The following is a 16630-nucleotide window of genomic DNA, read 5'->3' on the forward strand; positions in this document are numbered from 1 at the left end:
GGGGAATAGTATGCGGACCGTCACAGCGTGCCTGGCCATCGGCGCGATCCTAACCATCGGCGCGACCGCCGCGTCGGCGGCCCCGCGCCTCGACGGCGTGATGGGCGATCACGCGGTGATCCAGCGCGGGCAGCCGATCGTCCTGACCGGACAGGCCGCAGCCGGCGAAACCGTGATGATCACGCTGGCCGGGCGCAGCGTCACCGCCAAGGCTGCGCGCGACGGCAGCTTTTCGGCGAGCCTGCCCGCCCTCCCCGCCGGCGGGCCGTACGACCTGACGATCGCCGCTCCCAGCGGTGCGGCGGTCCTGCGCGATATCCTGGTCGGCGACGTGTTCCTGTGTTCGGGCCAGAGCAACATGGAACTGCGCGTCGAGCAGGGACAGGGCCTGTTTCCGGACGCGCACCCGGAAGTCGACGACAAGCTCCGCCTGCTGACGATCGCCAAGGTCTCCGCCGCCGCACCGGTCGCGCGGTTTGCCGAACAGCCGCGCTGGACGGTGTCCGGCCCGACCACGGCACCCAGCTTCTCGGCCGCGTGTTTCTACATGGTCCAGGCGCTGCGCCGGACGTCGGGCGTGCCGATCGGCGCGGTGCATTCGAGCTGGGGCGGGTCGCGGATCAGCGCGTGGATGAGCGATCCTGCGCTGCGGCAGGCCGGGCTCGGCGCCCCCGCCGACCTGCTCGCGCTCTATGCCCGCGATCCCGCCGCCGCCAACCGGCAGGCATCGACGATCTGGGAAAGCTGGTGGCGCGACGGCTCGGGCGACGCTGCCGGCCGCGAACCGTGGCAGCCGGATGCCGCGCTCGACTGGAATCCGGTGCCCGCGATGACCAATTTCGAGACCTGGGGCGTGCCCGCACTCTCGGACTATAACGGCATGATCTGGTACCAGCACGAGGTCCAGCTGACCGCCGAACAGGCACGCGGCCCGGCGACGCTGGTGCTGGGCATGGTCGACGACGCGGACCGTACCTGGGTCAACGGCGTGGGTGTCGGTGGCAGCAGCCTCGCGTCGCAATCGCGGGTCTACGCGCTGCCCGCGGGCAGCCTGAAGGTCGGGCGCAACGTCATCACCGTCAACGACGACGACGTCTATGCCTATGGCGGGATGACCGGCCCGGCGGATTCGATGCGGTTGTCGTTTGCCGACGGGACCAGCGTACCGCTCGGCACTGGCTGGCGCTATGCGATCGCCAAGCGCCTCGCAGGCGCGGCACCGCGCGTGCCGTGGGACGACATCAACGGCGCGGGCACGCTCTACAACGCGATGATCGCGCCGCTTGGTGCTACGAAGTTCGCCGGCATGGCCTGGTACCAGGGCGAGTCCGACACCGGCATCCCCGGGTACGACCGCCGGATGACCGCGTTGATCGCCGACTGGCGCCGCCGCTTCGGCACACCCGAGACCGGCTTCGGCATCGTCCAACTCGCCAATTACGGCAGCCCGGCGATCGCGCCAAGCGAGAGCGGCTGGGGCGACGTCCGCGATGCGCAGCGGCGCGTGGCGGCGGCGGACCCGCATGCCGGCATCGCCGTCGCGCTAGACCTCGGCGATGCGCTCGACATCCATCCCGGCGAGAAGCACGAGGTCGGGCAAAGGCTCGCCCGCGTGATGCGCGCCGCGGTGTACGGCGAGAAAATCGCGCCGTCCGGCCCTGCCGTCGCCGATGCGCGGCGCACGGCGGATGGCGGCGTCACGGTGCGGTTCAGCGGCGTGACGGGCGCGCTGCATGCCCGCAGTGCCACGCAGGCGATCGGCTTCGAACTGTGCGGCGCCGCGGTCGGTACCTGCCGCTACGCTCCGGGCAAGGTCGCGGGGTCCGAGGTGACGCTGCGCGGCGATGGCCAACCCGTCACACGCGTCCGCTACGCCTGGGCCGACGCCCCGGCGACCAACCTAGCCGACGACGCACCGCTGCCCGTCGGCACGTTCGAAGTGCCGGTCCTGCCGGCGCGATAAGCCCCGAACGAGTGCGAAGAACAAGAACGGCCGCCACAGCGCGCCGCAACGGGAGAGACTGACGATGCGCATGACCATGAGGGCGAAAGCCCTGGCGACGGCCGGGCTCGCGCTCGCATTCTCCCCGGCGATCGCGCGCGAGCCCGCCGCCGCGCCGAGCCAGCGGACCGCGGCCGATCCCGCGGAGCAGATGGCGCGGACGATGGTGTCGCGGATGACGCTCGACGAGAAACTGCCACAGTTGCTCAACGTCGCGCCTGCCATCCCGCGGCTCGGCGTGCCCGCGTATAATTGGTGGACGGAATCGCTGCACGGCGCGCTCGGGCCGCTTGCGACCACCAACTTCCCCGAGCCGATCGGCCTCGCCGCAAGCTTCGACGCGCCGATCGTCCACGACGTCGCGGGCGCAATCAGCCAGGAGGTGCGCGGGCTGCATACGCTCGGTCGCGAGACCGGCAGGAACGGGCATATCGGCACCGGGCTCGACACCTGGTCGCCCAACATCAACATCTTCCGCGATCCGCGCTGGGGCCGCGGGCAGGAGACCTATGGCGAGGATCCGTTCCTGACCGCGACGATGGGCGTCGCGTTCGTGACCGGGATGCAGGGCCCCAACCCCGATCGCCCGCAGGTGATCGCCACGCCCAAGCATTTCGCGGTGCACAGCGGGCCCGAGGGCACGCGTCATCAAGCCAACGTCTACATCTCCGCGCACGACCTGGAGGACACCTACCTCCCCGCCTTCCGCGCGGCTCTCGTCGACGGGCACGCAGGCTCGGTGATGTGCGCGTACAACCGCATCGACGGCCAGCCGGCCTGCGCCAGCGACCTGTTGCTCAAGGAGCATTTGCGCGGCGCGTGGGGCTTCAAGGGCTATGTAGTGTCCGATTGCGACGCGGTGAAGGACATCGCCGACAACCATAAATACGCCCCCGACAGCGCCGCCGCGGTCGCCGCCGCGATGCGCGCGGGCGTCGACAACGAATGCAATGGCGAGACGCTGGGCGATACCGCGGGCCTGGAGACCCGGTACCGCGAGGCGCTCAGCCGCGACCTGATCACCGAGGCGGACGTCGATCAAAGCCTCGTTCGCCTGTTCACTGCGCGGTATCGTAACGGTGACCTGCCCGGATTGGCCGGCGCCCCCAAGGCGTTGCCGACCAGCGTGGTCGGTGCCCCCGAGCATCGCCGTCTGGCGCTGGCTGCGGCCGAACGGTCGATGGTGCTGCTGAAGAACGACGGAATCCTGCCGCTCAAGCCGGGCGTGAAGCTAGCCGTCATCGGCCCGCTCGGCGATGCCACGCGCGTGCTGCGCGGCAATTATTCGTCGCCGCTTTCGGGCGCGCCGGTATCGGTGCTGGAGGGGCTGAAGACCGCGCTCGGTGCAAGCCAGGTCACGCTCGTACCGTTCGGGGAATCCGTCACGGACGGCGACCGCGTGCCGACGTCCGCGCTGCTCACGCCCGACGGCAAGCCCGGCCTGCTCGCGCGCTACTATAATCCGACCACGCCGATGCCCGCGCAATACGCCCGCGGCACGCGCGAGAAGCTTGTTGCCGCGGCCAAGTACCAGACGCAGCCGGTAGTGACGCGGATCGAGCCGGACGTCGGCGATCGCAACCTCGATCTCGCGCGTGTCACCGACGTCCACCGCACCGAATGGACCGGCTTCCTGGTGGCCCCCGAAAGCGGCACCTACCGCGTTGGCCTGTCGGGATCGGGCGGTACGTTGACGCTCGACGGCAAGATGATTTCGGACCGGCGCAAGGCGCGCTGGAACGACCTGCCCGGCATGACGACGCTGAAACTCGAGGGCGGCAGGCGTTATGCGATCCGCGCCGAGGGCAGCGGGATCGACCTGGTGTGGAAGCGCGTGTCGGATGCGCCGTCCGCCGAGCTTCGTCGCGCGGCCGCTGCCGCCGACGTGCTGGTCGCGGTGGTCGGCCTCACCTCCGACCTCGAAGCCGAGGAAACCGGCGTGACGGTGCCGGGCTTCTCGGGCGGCGACAAGACCACGCTCGACCTGCCAGCAGACCAGATCGCAATGCTCGAACAGGCCAAGGCCACCGGCAAGCCGATCGTGCTCGTCACGATGAACGGCAGCCCGATCAATCTCGCCTGGGCAAAGGACAACGCCGCCGCCGTGCTGGAGGCGTGGTATCCGGGCGAGACCGGCGGCACCGCTGCGGCCAACATCCTGACCGGACGCACCAACCCGTCGGGCCGCCTGCCGCTCACCTTCTATCGCAGCGTCGGCGACCTTCCGTCGTTCGGCGATTACGCGATGAAGGGCCGCACCTATCGCTATTTCGCGGGCACGCCGGTCTATCCGTTCGGCCACGGGCTCAGCTACACGAAGTTCGGCTATGCGCCGCTGACCGTCACGCCCGCCCGCGGCGGCGCCGAGAACGGCCTGCGCGTCACCACGCGGCTGACCAACCAGGGCGATCGACCCGGCGAGGAGGTCGCGCAACTCTATCTCGACTTCCCCGACCGGCCCGGCACGCCGCGGATCGCGTTGCGCGGGTTCCAGCGCGTCGCACTCCGCCCCGGCGAAGCACGCAGCGTCACCTTCGACCTGTCGCCGCGAGATCTCAGCTCGGTCGCGCTCGACGGAGCGCGCTCGGTGGCCGCCGGCACCTACCGCGTGACGGTGGGCGCGGGGCAGCCCGGCACGGGCGTCGCCGGGCAGACCGCCAGCTTCACGGCGCGCCAGTCGGCGGAGCTGCCTAAGTGAGCCGCGTCCGGACACTCGCGACGCTCGGCACCGCGCTGGTTGCGCTCTGCACGCCGATCGCGGCACTGGCGGATCCGCTGACCCCGACTGGCAAATGGAGCGCCAACACCGATGGCTCAGCAGCCGTGCCGCCGATGGGGTGGAGTTCGTGGAATGCCTTCAACAGCGACGTCGACGAGGAGAAGGTGCTCGCCTCGGCGCAGGCGCTGATCGACACCAAATTGCGCGACATCGGCTATCGCTACGTCAATATCGACGATGGCTGGTGGCTGAAGCGTCGCCAACCCGACGGCCGGCTGCTGATCCGCACCAGCCACTTCCCGTCCGCTGCGACCGGTGCGGACACCAGCTTCCGCCCGTTCACCGATCGGCTCCACGCGATGGGCCTCAAGGTCGGCATCTATTCGGACATTGGCCGCAACAGCTGCGGCCAGATCTACACCCCCGATTTCAAGAACCAGCCCGAGGGCAATGTCGCCGAGCGCGAGGTCGGGCTGTACGGCCATGTCGACCAGGACATCCGGTTGTTCTTCGCCGAATGGAACTTCGATTTCCTGAAGGTCGACGGCTGCGGCGCACGCGGCCTGCCCGTGGACGCACCGCGCGTGAAGTCCGGCCTGTACCGCGCACTCACGCCACTCGTCGACATGCAGTCGCTTGGTGGAACGGACATCGCCGGTATCCGCCGCCTCTACGAACAGGTTCACGCCGCGCTGCACACGCACGCCGGCGACCGCGCGTACGTCTATTCGCTGTGCCTGTGGGGCGCGGGCGACGTGCGCGCGTGGGGCAAGGACGTCGGCAACACATCGCGCACCAGCGATGACATCCAGCCGGTCTGGCCGCGGATGCTGACCAACCTCGACACCGTCACGCACCGTGCGCTCTACGCGCATCCGGGATCGTGGAACGACCCCGACATGCTGTTCGTCGGCACCGGCGATTTCGACGCGGCGCACAGCGCGGAGGCACGCTCGCACTTCGCATTGTGGGCGATGCTCAACGCGCCGCTGATCATCGGCTACGACTTGCGCAAGCTTACGCCGGACCTGCTCGCGATCTTCGGCAACGCGGATATCGTCGCGCTGAACCAGGATTCGGCGGGCAACCAGGCGGTGCTCGCCTACGACTCGTCGGAGGTGCAGACCTTCGTCAAGACGCTCGCGGACGGTAGCAAGGGTGTGGCACTGTTCAACCGTACCGCCTCGCCCGCCAAGGCCGTGCTGACCGCCGAGCAGCTCAAGATGCTGCCGACCGCCGACGTGCGCCTGAAGGACCTCTGGACCAAGAAGGAGCAGAGCTTCCGCAAGGAGATTGCGGTGACGCTGGCGCCGCACGAGACGCTGATCTTCCGCGCGACCGGCACGCGGCGTTTGCCGGGCGGGCTATACCTTTCGGAGCAGACCGGCAGCGTCAATCCGGCGACCGATGGCGTGGTCGTGCCGCAGCCCGATCCGACGATCTACCAGTCGATCACGCCGTGGACGGGCACCCGCGGCGGTGGCGAGCACCCGCAATATGGCGGCTGGGGCGGCGCCGAAGCCGACCGCGCGCCATACGGTAAGCTGTTGCGCGTTGCCGGCACTGACTTCGACACGGGGATCGGCGTGCTCGCAAACTCCCGCCTCGAAGTCCGCAACCAGGGTTACGCGCGGTTCGCCGCCAAGGTCGGCATCAACGATTCCGGCCAACCGCGGTCGGGTAAGACGGTGTTCGAGGTATGGGGCGATGGTCGCCTGCTCGCCAAGTCCCGGCCGATTGGGTTCGGCGAGGCTGCGATACCGCTGGAGGCGAAAGTGACGGGTGTACGGATCGTCGAACTGGTGGCGCGGGGGAGCGGGGCGGTGGTAAATGCCGGGACGCCGCAACCTGCGATTTGGGCGGACGCTGCGTTACTTAAATAGGCGACCGTCTTCGGGTTCAGGTCTTGAATCCGAACCAAGCTGAACCCGTCATCCTGACGAAAGTCAGGATCCAGAGCCACGAGTTCGCCGTCCGTTACTCTGGATCCTGACTTTCGTCAGGATGACGGAAGGTTGGGCGTGGTCGCTACGTTGGTCACTTAGTCCTAACGCACCCGCTCCGGCTTGCCCGGCGGCAACGCCGACAGCGTGAACCGGTCGACGTCCAGCCACCCGCGACTCCCCGTCGGCGCATAGCAGAACAGCGCAATCTGCTCGCCCTGGAACGTCCCCGTCCGCCACGCGAACGCGAGCGGGAAGTCGCCGCCCAGCCCGGTCCAGCGCCGCCCATCCACGCTATACGCCACGCGCGCCCGGTCGGTCGTGAAGTCCATGTCGGTCCGCAACCACAGCGCCTCGGTCCGCGGCAACGGCACGGTGGCGCGAACCTCGGTCCGGGCACCGGCGACCGTGTCCTCGGTCACCTCCATCGCCAGCGTCACCTTGCCGCCCGCCGCGCCCTGCACCGTGATATTCCCGCTGAACTGCCCTAACGTCCCGAACCCGCAGCGATCGCCCGGTGCCAGATGGCGGATGTCGAGCTTCACCTCGGCCCGGCTCGCCGGCCCCTGCCCCTTCTGCACGAGCGTATTGCGCGCGCGCCAGAACCCGGTCGCGACCGTCGGCTTCAGCCGCAACCAACCCGGCCGCTCGGACAAGGACCAGCGCGAAGGCTCCGGATTGTGGTTCCACTGCCACTGCAACCCGAGCGTCGGTTTACCGAAATCGTCCGACGTCGCCGGCTCCGCGAAGGCCCCACCCAGGATCGGTTTGGCGGCACGCCGCGGCACGCGACCGGGTGCCTCGCGCGTGCCCCATACCGGCCAGTCGTCCTGCCAGAACACCGGGCTGAGGTTCGTCATCCGCCCGATCGCGCCGCTATCCTCCATCACGAAGCCGAACCAGCGGCCATCTGGCAGGTCGACCAGCGCACCCTGATGCCCGCCGGTCTTGTCGTCGATCTGGTCGCGCGTTTCCCACGGCCCGAACAGGCTGCGCGACCGCGACACGGTCAGCGCCAGCCGCGGCGGCAGCGCGTTGAAGAGGTAGTAATACGCACCGCGCCGGATGATCTTCGACCCCTCCGCGCCCTTGATATAATGGACTTTCTGCGACGCGGTGACGTGCGCCAGGTCCTTGTCGAGCGTCAGCAGCGTGATCGTCCCGTCCGCGGTGCTCGCGGTCGCCAGGTACGCGCGCCCGTCCGGCTCGATGAACAGCCCCGGATCGAACGCCTCGCGCTCCAGTTCGTGATAACGCCACGGCCCGCGCACGTCCTTCGCGTACCAGATCCGCGTCTTCTGCCCGACCGGCGTATTGGCGAGATAATAGGTGCCGGCGTGATAGCGCAAGGACGAGGCATAGAGCCCGTGCCGGTACGCGTTGCCTCCCTTCAGGTCGTATTCGGGCTTGCCCTCCAGCCGATCGACGAGGTGCGAGGCAAGCGTCCAGTTGACCAGATCGCGGCTGTGCAGGATCGTGATGCCGGGCGTGTTCGCGAACGTCGTCGTCGCGAAATAATAATCACTGCCGACGCGGATGATGTCGGGATCGGGATAATCCGCGAACAGCACCGGATTGCGGAAACTCCCGTCGCCCTGGTCCGACCGCCACACCTGCGCCGACGCGGCGGTCGCCAGCAGCCCCAGCGCGACCGCCACCGCAATCCTCATTTGCCGAACGCCAGCGCGCGCGAGAAGAACGGCATCATCGTGTCCTGCACGCGGCCGGCGACGCCGCTGGTATGACCGCCCGGATACACCTCGAAGCTGTTCGCGATCCCGTAGCTGTCGAGCGCGGCGTGGAGCTTGCCGGCATCGTCCTTCAGTCCGTCGCGGTCGCCGACGTCGATCCCGATCGCCGCATAACGCCGCAGATTGCCGACATATTGGTCGAGCATCGCCAGCGGCGCATTGGCGGCCCAGCGCGCCAGCACGTCGGGTTGCGCCACGCCGTCCTTGACCGGCAGGTCGAGGTACAGCGGCGGCGCCTTGGGATTGGGCGACCATGCCGCGGCGGTCGCGAGTTGCGCGCGCTGTCCCCAAGAGAGCGTAGCGCTATCCGCGGGCGACCGCAGCGCGCGGATCGCCGTCTCGGTCGCCGCATCGGGCGTGCCGAGCGCACGCGTCGACAGGCAACACGGGCTCATCATGTAGAGCGCGCCGAACGTTTCCGGATGCTTCATGCCGATCCGCGCGGTGCCGTAGCCACCCATCGAATGCCCCGCGAGCCCGCGGCTGCGGCGGTCCGCGATCGTCCGGTAATGGCCATCGACATAGCTGACCAGGTCGCGCGCGACGAACGTCTCGAAATCGCCGACTGTTACCGAACTCGAATAGAAGGACCCGTTATGCGCGGTCTTGCTGTCGGGGATCACGACGATCATCTCGCGCGCGCCCTTGGCGAACGCACCCTCGATCGTCTGCGGCACATGGATCTCGCCGATCCACTGCTCCGCGCCGATCGAATAACCGTGAAGTGCGTACACAACGGGATAGCGCCGCGTCGGGTTGGCGCGATAGCTCGGCGGCAGGACCACCAGCACCGCGCGGTCGGGGCTCTCGCCTTCCAGATTGCCCTCGATCGCGGGCGAGTGGACGGTGATCCGCTCGATCGTCACCGGCTTCGCACCGGCAACGAGCGGCGGTCCGGGCGTCTTGACCTGCGCCGAAGCGGGGCCGGTCGACAGCATCAACGCAGTGCCGAGTGCAACGAGAAGCGCTTTCACGGAAATCCCCTTTTGCTTGTTCACGCGCGCACGAGGCCGTTACCGCGAAGCCGCACGGCCTTGCCCGGCGTCATCGTCACCTCGACCCGCCGCGTGCCGAGGCGGATCACGCGACGCCCCGATATCTCGCCACGGACCACCGCCTCGACCAGTTCGCCCTCCCGCCAGCGCAGATCGACCGAACACCGTCCGCGCGCGCGCAACCCTGTGACGGACCCGGTCGGCCAAGCGCTCGGCAGCGCGGGCAACACTAAAATCTCGTCGCCCCGGCTCTGCATCAGCATCTCGGCAATCGCCCGCGTACCCCCGAAATTGCCGTCGATCTGGAACGGCGGATGCGCGTCGAACAGATTGGGATAGGTCCGCTCGGGGCCGAGCAGGAAGGCGAGGATTCGGTGCGCGTGATCGCCGTCGCGCAGCCGCGCCCACAGGTTCGCACGCCACGCGGTCGCCCATCCGGTCGATTCATCGCCGCGCAGTTCGAGCGACCGCCGCGCCGCCTGTGCCAGTGCAGGCGTACGGTCGAGATCGATCTGGTCGCTCGGGAACAGCCCGTAGAGATGCGAGACATGGCGGTGGTGCGGCTCGGGCGCCGCTGCGTCCCAGTCGCGCTGCCATTCCTGAAGCTGGCCCTGTGCACCGATATGATCGGGCGCCAAACGCGCGCGCGCCGCCGCGACTTCGGCCGCAAACGGTGCATCGATCTTCAGCAACGCCGCCGCCTGTCCGATCTGATCAAACAGGTCGCGCAGGATCTGCATGTCCATCGCCGGCCCCGCGCAGATCGATGCGCCCGCCGGATGGATGTTCTCGGGCGACAGCGACGGATTGGTCACCAGCGTGCCGGTCGCCGGATCGGTCTGCAGCGTATCGAGGAAGAACAACGCCGCGCCACGCATCAGCGGATAGACCGAGCGCAGATAATCTAGGTCGCGTCCGTAATCGTAGCGATCCCACAAATGCGTGCACAACCACGCGCCACCGGTCGGCCACAGCCCCCATTGCGCCCCGTCGATCGGCGCCGTCGCGCGCCACAGATCGGTGTTGTGATGACACACCCACCCGCGCGCACCGTACATCGTCCGCGCGGTGCGCTCACCCGTGATGGCCAGTTCGCGGACCATCTGCACCAGTGGCGCGGTACACTCGGCCAGCGCGGTCGCCTCCGCCGGCCAATAGTTCATCTCGGTGTTGATATTGACGGTGTATTTGGACTCCCACGGCGGCTTGATCGTGTCGTTCCAGATACCCTGCAAGTTCGCCGGCTGCGTCCCCGGTCGCGACGACGCGATCAGCAGATACCGGCCATAGTCGAAATACAACGTCGCCAGTGCCGGATCGTCGCCTGCGCGATTGGCGCGCACGCGCTCGTCGGTCGGCTTGTCCGCCGCCGCCGTGCGCCCCAGGTCGAGCGTCACGCGATGGAACAGCGCACGATGCGCGGCGCTCGTCTCGGCCCGGATCCGCTCGATACCGCGCCGACTGGCACGATCGAGCGTGGCGAGCGTCGCGGCTTCCGGGTTTCCGCTCACATCGTCGAACCGGCGATAGCTGGTCGCCATCGCCACCAGCACCGTGACCGCACGCGCTCCCGTGATGCGAACCCGGCCGCCATCCTTCGAGACGGCACCGCCCACCGTCGAAACTCGCGCCCGCGCCGCGAACCGCAACCGGCCCGCAATCCCAGCCCGCTCGCCGTTATGCCCGGCCAGCGTCACCGTCGCACCGTCGATCGAGACGCTGGCGCCAAGCTGCGGCGACTGGAGCCCCACCAGCAGGTCGAACGGCCGATCGCCGACCAGGTGAACCGCAATCACCTGATCCCCGGGCGACGCGAACACGTCCCGACGAAACCGCGTGCCGCCCATCGTAAAACTGGTGGTCGCGACCGCCGCATCGAGATCGAGCTGCCGGACATAGTCGCCGACCGCCCCCGCCACGCCGGGCATCTCCAGCAGCAGATCACCCACTGGCTGGTACGCCATCTGCGTCTTGGGCAATCCCATGACCTGTGCATTGGCGAGCGCCTGCGCCTCGGCGAACTTGCCCGCGTCGATCAACCGCCGCACCTCGGGCAGCGCCGCGTGCGCCGCCGGGTTGACCGGATCATACGGCCCCCCGGTCCACAGCGTGTCCTCGTTCAGCTGCAACCGCTCGCTGGCGGTCCCACCGAACACCATCGCGCCGAGCCGGCCATTGCCGATCGGCAACGCCTCGGTCCAGGCGACCGCCGGCTGCCGATACCAGAGCCGCGGACCATCGGCGGGAGCCGCCGCCCAAGCCTGACACGGTCCGGCACCGGGTCCGGCAAGCGCAGCGACGGCGACCGCCGCTGCGCCTTCCAGCATGTCGCGACGCGTGGGTTCGACGGTCATCGCCCGATCAGCGCAGGTCGAGCACCAGGACAGACTTCGCCGGCGCCGTGAGCGTCAGATTGCCGCCTGCTACCTGCGCGCCCGTGAACGGCTGCGGCACGACCGTATCCGGCGCGTCGAAGCTGTTATGCGCGTCCATCGCGGTGCCGGTGATGATCCGCCCGCTCGCCTGCGTCGCCTGCAATCCGGCGAGTGCGACCGACACCGGCATCGCGCGGTTCGGATCGAGGTTGACCAGCGCGACATGCACCTGCCCCGCCGTGTCGCGGACCGCAGACGCGCTGACGGCCGGTACCGCCACCTCATCCTTGTGGTACCAGGGCGAGGTCACCTCGATCGGCAGCGACGTCGCGCCCTGCCACGGCTTGTAGAGGTCGAACACCCAATAGGTCGGCGTCTTCACCATCTTCGCGCCGTCGGTGAGCAGCATCGCCTGCAACACGTTGACCATCTGCGCGATCGCCGCCATCCGGACCCGGTCGGCATGATGCGCGAAGATGTTGAGGTTGAGCCCGGCGACCACCGCATCGCGCAACGAATTCTGCTGCTCGAGGAACCCGGGATTGCTGCCCGGCGTCGGATCGTACCACGTGCCCCATTCGTCGACCGCGAGCATCACGCGCTTGGCCGGATCGTATTTGTCCATGATCGCCGAATGCTTGGTGATGAACTCCTCCATCTCCAGCGTGTGCGACATGGTGGACGCCCATTCGCGCTCGGGAAAGCCGATCGCGGCGCCCTTGTCCTTCCAGTCCTTGTCGCGCGGCCGCGTGTAGTAATGCAGCCCCAGCCCATCGATGTTCTTGCCGGCGATCCGCATCATCGCCTCGGTCCACTCGTAGTTCGAGTCGCTCGGGCCGCTCGCGATCTTGAGCATCGGGCCGTTCGCAGACTTGGCGAACTGCGCATAGCGGTTGGTCAGGTCGGCGGCATATTCGGCGCGCATGTTGCCACCGCAGCCCCACAGCTCGTTGCCGATGCCGAGATACTGGATCTTCCACGGTGCCGCATGACCGTTGCGCTCGCGCTCCTTGGCCAGCACGGTCGTGCCTTTCGCGGCGGTCATGTACTCGACCCATTGCGCGGTCTCGGACGGCGGTGCGCTGCCGACGTTGGCGGAGACGTAGGTGCTGGCGCCAAGGCGGTCCATCAACCCGAAATATTCGTGCGTGCCGAACGCGTTGTCCTCGTTGACGCCGCCCCAGTTGGTGTTGACCTTGGTCGGGCGCGACTTGGTCGCACCGATCCCGTCACGCCAATGATATTCGTCGCCAAAACACCCGCCGGGCCAGCGCACCATCGGCACGTTGATCGCCTTCAGCGCGTCCAGCACGTCGCGACGATAGCCGCCGTCGTTCGGGATACGCGAGCCCTTGCCCACCCAGATCCCGCCATAGATGCCGTGTCCGAGATGCTCGGCGAACTGTCCGAACACGTCGCGGTGGATGACCGCACCCGGCTTGTCCGCCTGCAACGTCGCCGTCACGGTAGGTGCCGCGGCGTCCTGCGCCACCGCCGACGTCGCGAAGCCAGCCCCCGCGAGCAACAGTGCGGCGATCGCGCGCTTGAACCCGCGCGTCTGGCCGGAACCCGACTGTGAAGTGCGTTGCGTCAACAGGTCCATACTCTCCCTTTCGGCCACCATGAGGCAGCCCCATCTTTTCGATACTTGTAGGAGTAGTTCAATCTCGGCCGGCGTCAACGTCGGCTGGGATCGACTACGGCCGCTTGAAGGTCCAGCGCCCGGCGGGGCTGGCCGGATCGAACTTGGCGAGCGTCGGCGTGCTGGCGCCGATCGCGACGAGCGCCAGGTTTGCGCGACCACCCGGTACGGACTTCGGCATGATGCGGTAGGTGCCATCGGTCAGCTGGTCGATCCGCCACAATTGCTCGGTCGCGCCCGTGAACGCTGGCACCGTCTCTACCTCGCCCTGCGCGGTCGCCGCGAGGACACGCGCGGTCCCGGCGATCGTGATCGTGTAATAGGGCGCACCGAAATACCCCCCGCCACCCGCCGCCGGCGCGATCGTCCACAATTGGTGCGGGCGGTTCATATAGTCGGCGAGGTCGACGCGGATGCGGCCCTGCGGCCAACCCGCCGAGTCCTGCGCCAATGTCTGATCGGGGATAGGGCTGACCGGATCGGTCGGCTTGGCCATGAAGGCGCGGCGCGGGTCGAACGCGATCCTGACGACATCGGTCGCGAGGCCGAGCGCGTAGCCGCTGCGTTCGGACGCGACTTCATAGGTGCCGGGGACGACGTTCTCCCCCGCGACCGGCCAGCCGTCGGTCCAGCGGAGCGGTTCGATCCCCAGCACGCTGCGGCCGCTGCGATCCATGTCCGCCTCGTAATGCATCGAGAATTTTTCGACGCCGCCGTCGAGTTCGATCAGCCCGAAATGACCGGGGCCGATATTGCGACCACGCGCGCTGACGATCAGCTTGCCGCCGCCGCGCAGCAGCGGCGTCCCCATGTGATCGACATACGGCCCGAGCGGACTGCGCGATCGGCCGACGCGGATGTGATAGGTCGAATTGGGCCCGTCGCAGCACGTCCCGTGCGTCCCGAGCAAATAATACCAGCCGTCGCGGTGCATCATCGCGGTGGCTTCCATGTCGATCGCGACGTCGACTGGCTGATTGCCTGCGACGCGTAAGCCCGTCTTTGGATCAAGTTCGATGATGCGGATCGGCCCGAAATAGGTGCCGTAGGTCAGCCACAGACGGCCATCGACGTACAGGAATGCGGGGTCGATCGCGTCGGCGGTCTCCACCCCGTCGCTCGACGCGACCACGCCGACATCGTGATATTCGAACCGCGGCGATTTCGGATCGAGCGACAGCGTCCACATGATCTTGACCTGGCTCGCATGCCCGCCGGACATGCCGCCGCCACCGACCGCATAGGCGACGTAATAGCGGTCGCCGATCTTGATCACGTCGGGCGCGACGCCGCCGCCGGGACGCTTGGGGCCGCTGCGCCACGTCCAGCCGTCGTCGGAGACCAGCCCGCCGCCGCGCGTGCCGAACGTGTAGTATTTGCCGTCGGACTCGGTGACCGTCGACGGATCGTGGATGAACGTCTCCCCCTGCAACTGCGCGGCGGCGGGCGGCGCGCCGGCGGCGAGGATTGCGGACAGCCCGAGAGCGGCGGCGGCAAGACGCGTCATGAGGGTCTCCATGCTAGCGGACATCGGTCTTGAGGTCGGTGATCGGCCGGCCGGTCTCGTCGACGAAGCGGACGCAGAAGTCGCTCAGGCCGGGACCGTTGATCACCGCGCCGCGCAGGACGTTGCGGCCCTTGCGCAGCGTCACGCGATCCGACAGCACGTCGTCCATCACCATCCGGCGATCGTTGAACAGCCCGGCCGTCTCCTTGCCGTTCAACCACCAGATCGACGCCGAGTTCGACCCGACCGCCAGCCGCACGTCGCGCATCTCGCGCGGGCTGTCGACGATCGTCACCGCCCAGAAGATCACGCCGTAGGTCGGCTTGCCGAGGCCCTTGGCGAAACTGAAAAGCTTGACGTCGAACGCGCCTGAATCGAGTGCGTGCCAACGTAGCGGTTGGGCCGCTTTCACGACTTGGCCGTCGCGCGGGATCGCGGTGAACTGGCCGGGGAAATACGGCGTGGTCAGCGCCTGCCGGACATAGGTGGCGGTGAAGCCCGTATTGCTGCGGTTGGGCTTGTCGATCGGCTCGAGCAACAGCCAGCGACGCAGGAACCCGTCGCTGTCGGGCGTCGTGGGCCCTTGCGTCACCGGCTGGAAATACGGCGCGAGCCCCGGTGCCGGCGCCGCATCCTGCCCGTTCGCGCCGGACGACATCCCGGCCAGCGCACCCAACGCCAGCAGCGGAACGGCACGCAGCCCGATCGCCCGAACCTTCGTGAAGCGCGTCATATCCGTCTCCCCCTGCATCTTGTCATCGCCGTACGAGCATGCCGTTGGCGTCGAGCCAGTGCATGAAATCCTCGAACCAGCCGGTGCTGGTCGTGCCTTTCTTGCCCAGCCCGAAGCCGTGCCCGCCTGCCTGGTAAAGATGGAACTCGACCGGCTTCCCCGCCTTCTGCCAGGATTCGATCAGGCCGAATCCCTTGTTGGCGAACAGCGGGTCGTTGGCGGCGAGCACCGCGAACAGCGGCGGGGCGTCGGCCGGCACCTTCACCGCCTCCATCGATCCATAGATCGGCGCGATGAAGGCCAGATGCGTGTCGGGCGCGGCCAGCGCGGTCGCCATCGTCGTCATCGCCCCCGCCGAAAAGCCGACCATGCCGACGCGGGTGGGGTCGACCTTCCACTCGGTCGCGCGCGTCCTCACCAAAGCAACCGCGGCTCGCGCATCGGCGATCTGGTCGCTTAGCCCGGCGATCGCCTCGTCCGGACTCATCCGCCGATGCGGTTGCGCGGCGCCCGCGAACATCGCCGTGACCGATTGCTCGAACCCGCCCATGTCCGCCGGCGTCGGCTTCAGGCGGTATTTCAGCACGAACGCCGCGATGCCCCGGTCGGCGAGCGCCTTCGCCACGCGCCAGCCCTCGTTCTCCATCGACAGCATCAGGAAACCGCCGCCCGGCGCGACGATCACCGCCGATCCGGTCGCCTCGGCCGGATCGGGCAGGAACGGCGTCAGCGTCGCGGACGTGACGTTGCGCGTCATCGCTACGCCGTACTGGCTGAACCACGCTTCGGGTGCAGCCTGCCCCTTCACGCCGCCGGTGTTGAGCGGAATCGCGGCCGGCTCGGCCGGCGCCGCCGTCGCGGTCATCTTCGCGTCCTGCGCCAGCACCGGCGACGCCAGCGCCAGCGCGCTAGCAAACAGCCCAAATCCGATCGACCAACGCATCGTCTTCTCCCCCAGAGTGT

10 protein-coding genes are annotated in these 16630 nt (G+C 68.3%); 3 read left to right on the forward strand and 7 right to left on the reverse strand.

The window, feature by feature from the left end; all coding sequences use genetic code 11:
- Positions 1 to 10 precede the first annotated feature (10 nt).
- From ASE69_RS06875 to ASE69_RS06885, 3 genes are all read left to right on the forward strand, one after another.
- Positions 11 to 1963, forward strand: a complete 1953-nt coding sequence (locus ASE69_RS06875) for a sialate O-acetylesterase (protein ID WP_056484663.1) — start codon at positions 11 to 13, stop codon at positions 1961 to 1963.
- 76 nt (positions 1964 to 2039) lie between these two features.
- Positions 2040 to 4700 carry a glycoside hydrolase family 3 C-terminal domain-containing protein gene (locus ASE69_RS06880; protein WP_235518241.1) on the forward strand — a complete coding sequence of 887 codons (2661 nt, stop codon included), beginning with the start codon at positions 2040 to 2042 and terminating at the stop codon, positions 4698 to 4700.
- On the forward strand, positions 4697 to 6604 hold the full coding sequence (locus tag ASE69_RS06885) for an NPCBM/NEW2 domain-containing protein (RefSeq protein ID WP_321163569.1): 1908 nt from the start codon (positions 4697 to 4699) through the stop codon (positions 6602 to 6604). The genes ASE69_RS06880 and ASE69_RS06885 overlap by 4 nt, the downstream gene beginning before the upstream one ends.
- A gap of 164 nt (positions 6605 to 6768) precedes the next feature.
- Here the strand turns inward: ASE69_RS06885 and ASE69_RS06890 are convergent, their stop codons facing one another.
- The 7 genes from ASE69_RS06890 to ASE69_RS06920 all read right to left on the reverse strand — a co-directional run bounded on the left by ASE69_RS06890 (position 6769) and on the right by ASE69_RS06920 (position 16610).
- Positions 6769 to 8334, reverse strand: a complete 1566-nt coding sequence (locus tag ASE69_RS06890) for a glycoside hydrolase 43 family protein (protein ID WP_056484666.1) — start codon at positions 8332 to 8334, stop codon at positions 6769 to 6771.
- Positions 8331 to 9353 carry an alpha/beta hydrolase gene (locus ASE69_RS06895; protein ID WP_082452994.1) on the reverse strand — a complete coding sequence of 341 codons (1023 nt, stop codon included), beginning with the start codon at positions 9351 to 9353 and terminating at the stop codon, positions 8331 to 8333. The genes ASE69_RS06890 and ASE69_RS06895 overlap by 4 nt, the downstream gene beginning before the upstream one ends.
- A 56-nt stretch (positions 9354 to 9409) precedes the next feature.
- Positions 9410 to 11764, reverse strand: coding sequence for a glycosyl hydrolase family 95 catalytic domain-containing protein (locus ASE69_RS06900; RefSeq protein WP_056484671.1), 2355 nt, complete (start codon positions 11762 to 11764; stop codon positions 9410 to 9412).
- Positions 11765 to 11771: 7 nt separating this feature from the next.
- Positions 11772 to 13388 (reverse strand): alpha-N-arabinofuranosidase, encoded by a 1617-nt coding sequence (locus ASE69_RS06905; protein ID WP_056485237.1) that lies wholly within the window; start codon positions 13386 to 13388, stop codon positions 11772 to 11774.
- Positions 13389 to 13482: 94 nt separating this feature from the next.
- Positions 13483 to 14934: a family 43 glycosylhydrolase gene (locus ASE69_RS06910; RefSeq protein ID WP_200924136.1), complete on the reverse strand. Its 1452-nt coding sequence runs from the start codon at positions 14932 to 14934 to the stop codon at positions 13483 to 13485.
- 13 nt (positions 14935 to 14947) lie between these two features.
- Positions 14948 to 15667, reverse strand: a complete 720-nt coding sequence (locus tag ASE69_RS06915; protein WP_056485240.1) for a hypothetical protein — start codon at positions 15665 to 15667, stop codon at positions 14948 to 14950.
- A 22-nt stretch (positions 15668 to 15689) separates the two neighbouring features.
- Positions 15690 to 16610, reverse strand: a complete 921-nt coding sequence (locus ASE69_RS06920) for an alpha/beta hydrolase (RefSeq protein WP_056484674.1) — start codon at positions 16608 to 16610, stop codon at positions 15690 to 15692.
- Positions 16611 to 16630: the final 20 nt, after the last annotated feature.

This window comes from Sphingomonas sp. Leaf208 (assembly GCF_001421415.1).
Lineage (GTDB): Bacteria > Pseudomonadota > Alphaproteobacteria > Sphingomonadales > Sphingomonadaceae > Sphingomonas.

Excerpts from the sequence above, each read along its gene's own strand:
- ASE69_RS06890 (WP_056484666.1), bottom strand. The coding sequence starts at position 8,334 with ATGAGGATTGCGGTGGCGGTCGCGCTGGGGCTGCTGGCGACCGCCGCG.
- ASE69_RS06875 (WP_056484663.1), top strand. The coding sequence starts at position 11 with ATGCGGACCGTCACAGCGTGCCTGGCCATCGGCGCGATCCTAACCATC.
- ASE69_RS06915 (WP_056485240.1), bottom strand. The coding sequence starts at position 15,667 with ATGACGCGCTTCACGAAGGTTCGGGCGATCGGGCTGCGTGCCGTTCCG.
- ASE69_RS06910 (WP_200924136.1), bottom strand. The coding sequence starts at position 14,934 with ATGACGCGTCTTGCCGCCGCCGCTCTCGGGCTGTCCGCAATCCTCGCC.
- ASE69_RS06895 (WP_082452994.1), bottom strand. The coding sequence starts at position 9,353 with ATGCTGTCGACCGGCCCCGCTTCGGCGCAGGTCAAGACGCCCGGACCG.
- ASE69_RS06920 (WP_056484674.1), bottom strand. The coding sequence starts at position 16,610 with ATGCGTTGGTCGATCGGATTTGGGCTGTTTGCTAGCGCGCTGGCGCTG.
- ASE69_RS06880 (WP_235518241.1), top strand. The coding sequence starts at position 2,040 with ATGAGGGCGAAAGCCCTGGCGACGGCCGGGCTCGCGCTCGCATTCTCC.
- ASE69_RS06900 (WP_056484671.1), bottom strand. The coding sequence starts at position 11,764 with ATGACCGTCGAACCCACGCGTCGCGACATGCTGGAAGGCGCAGCGGCG.
- ASE69_RS06905 (WP_056485237.1), bottom strand. The coding sequence starts at position 13,388 with ATGGACCTGTTGACGCAACGCACTTCACAGTCGGGTTCCGGCCAGACG.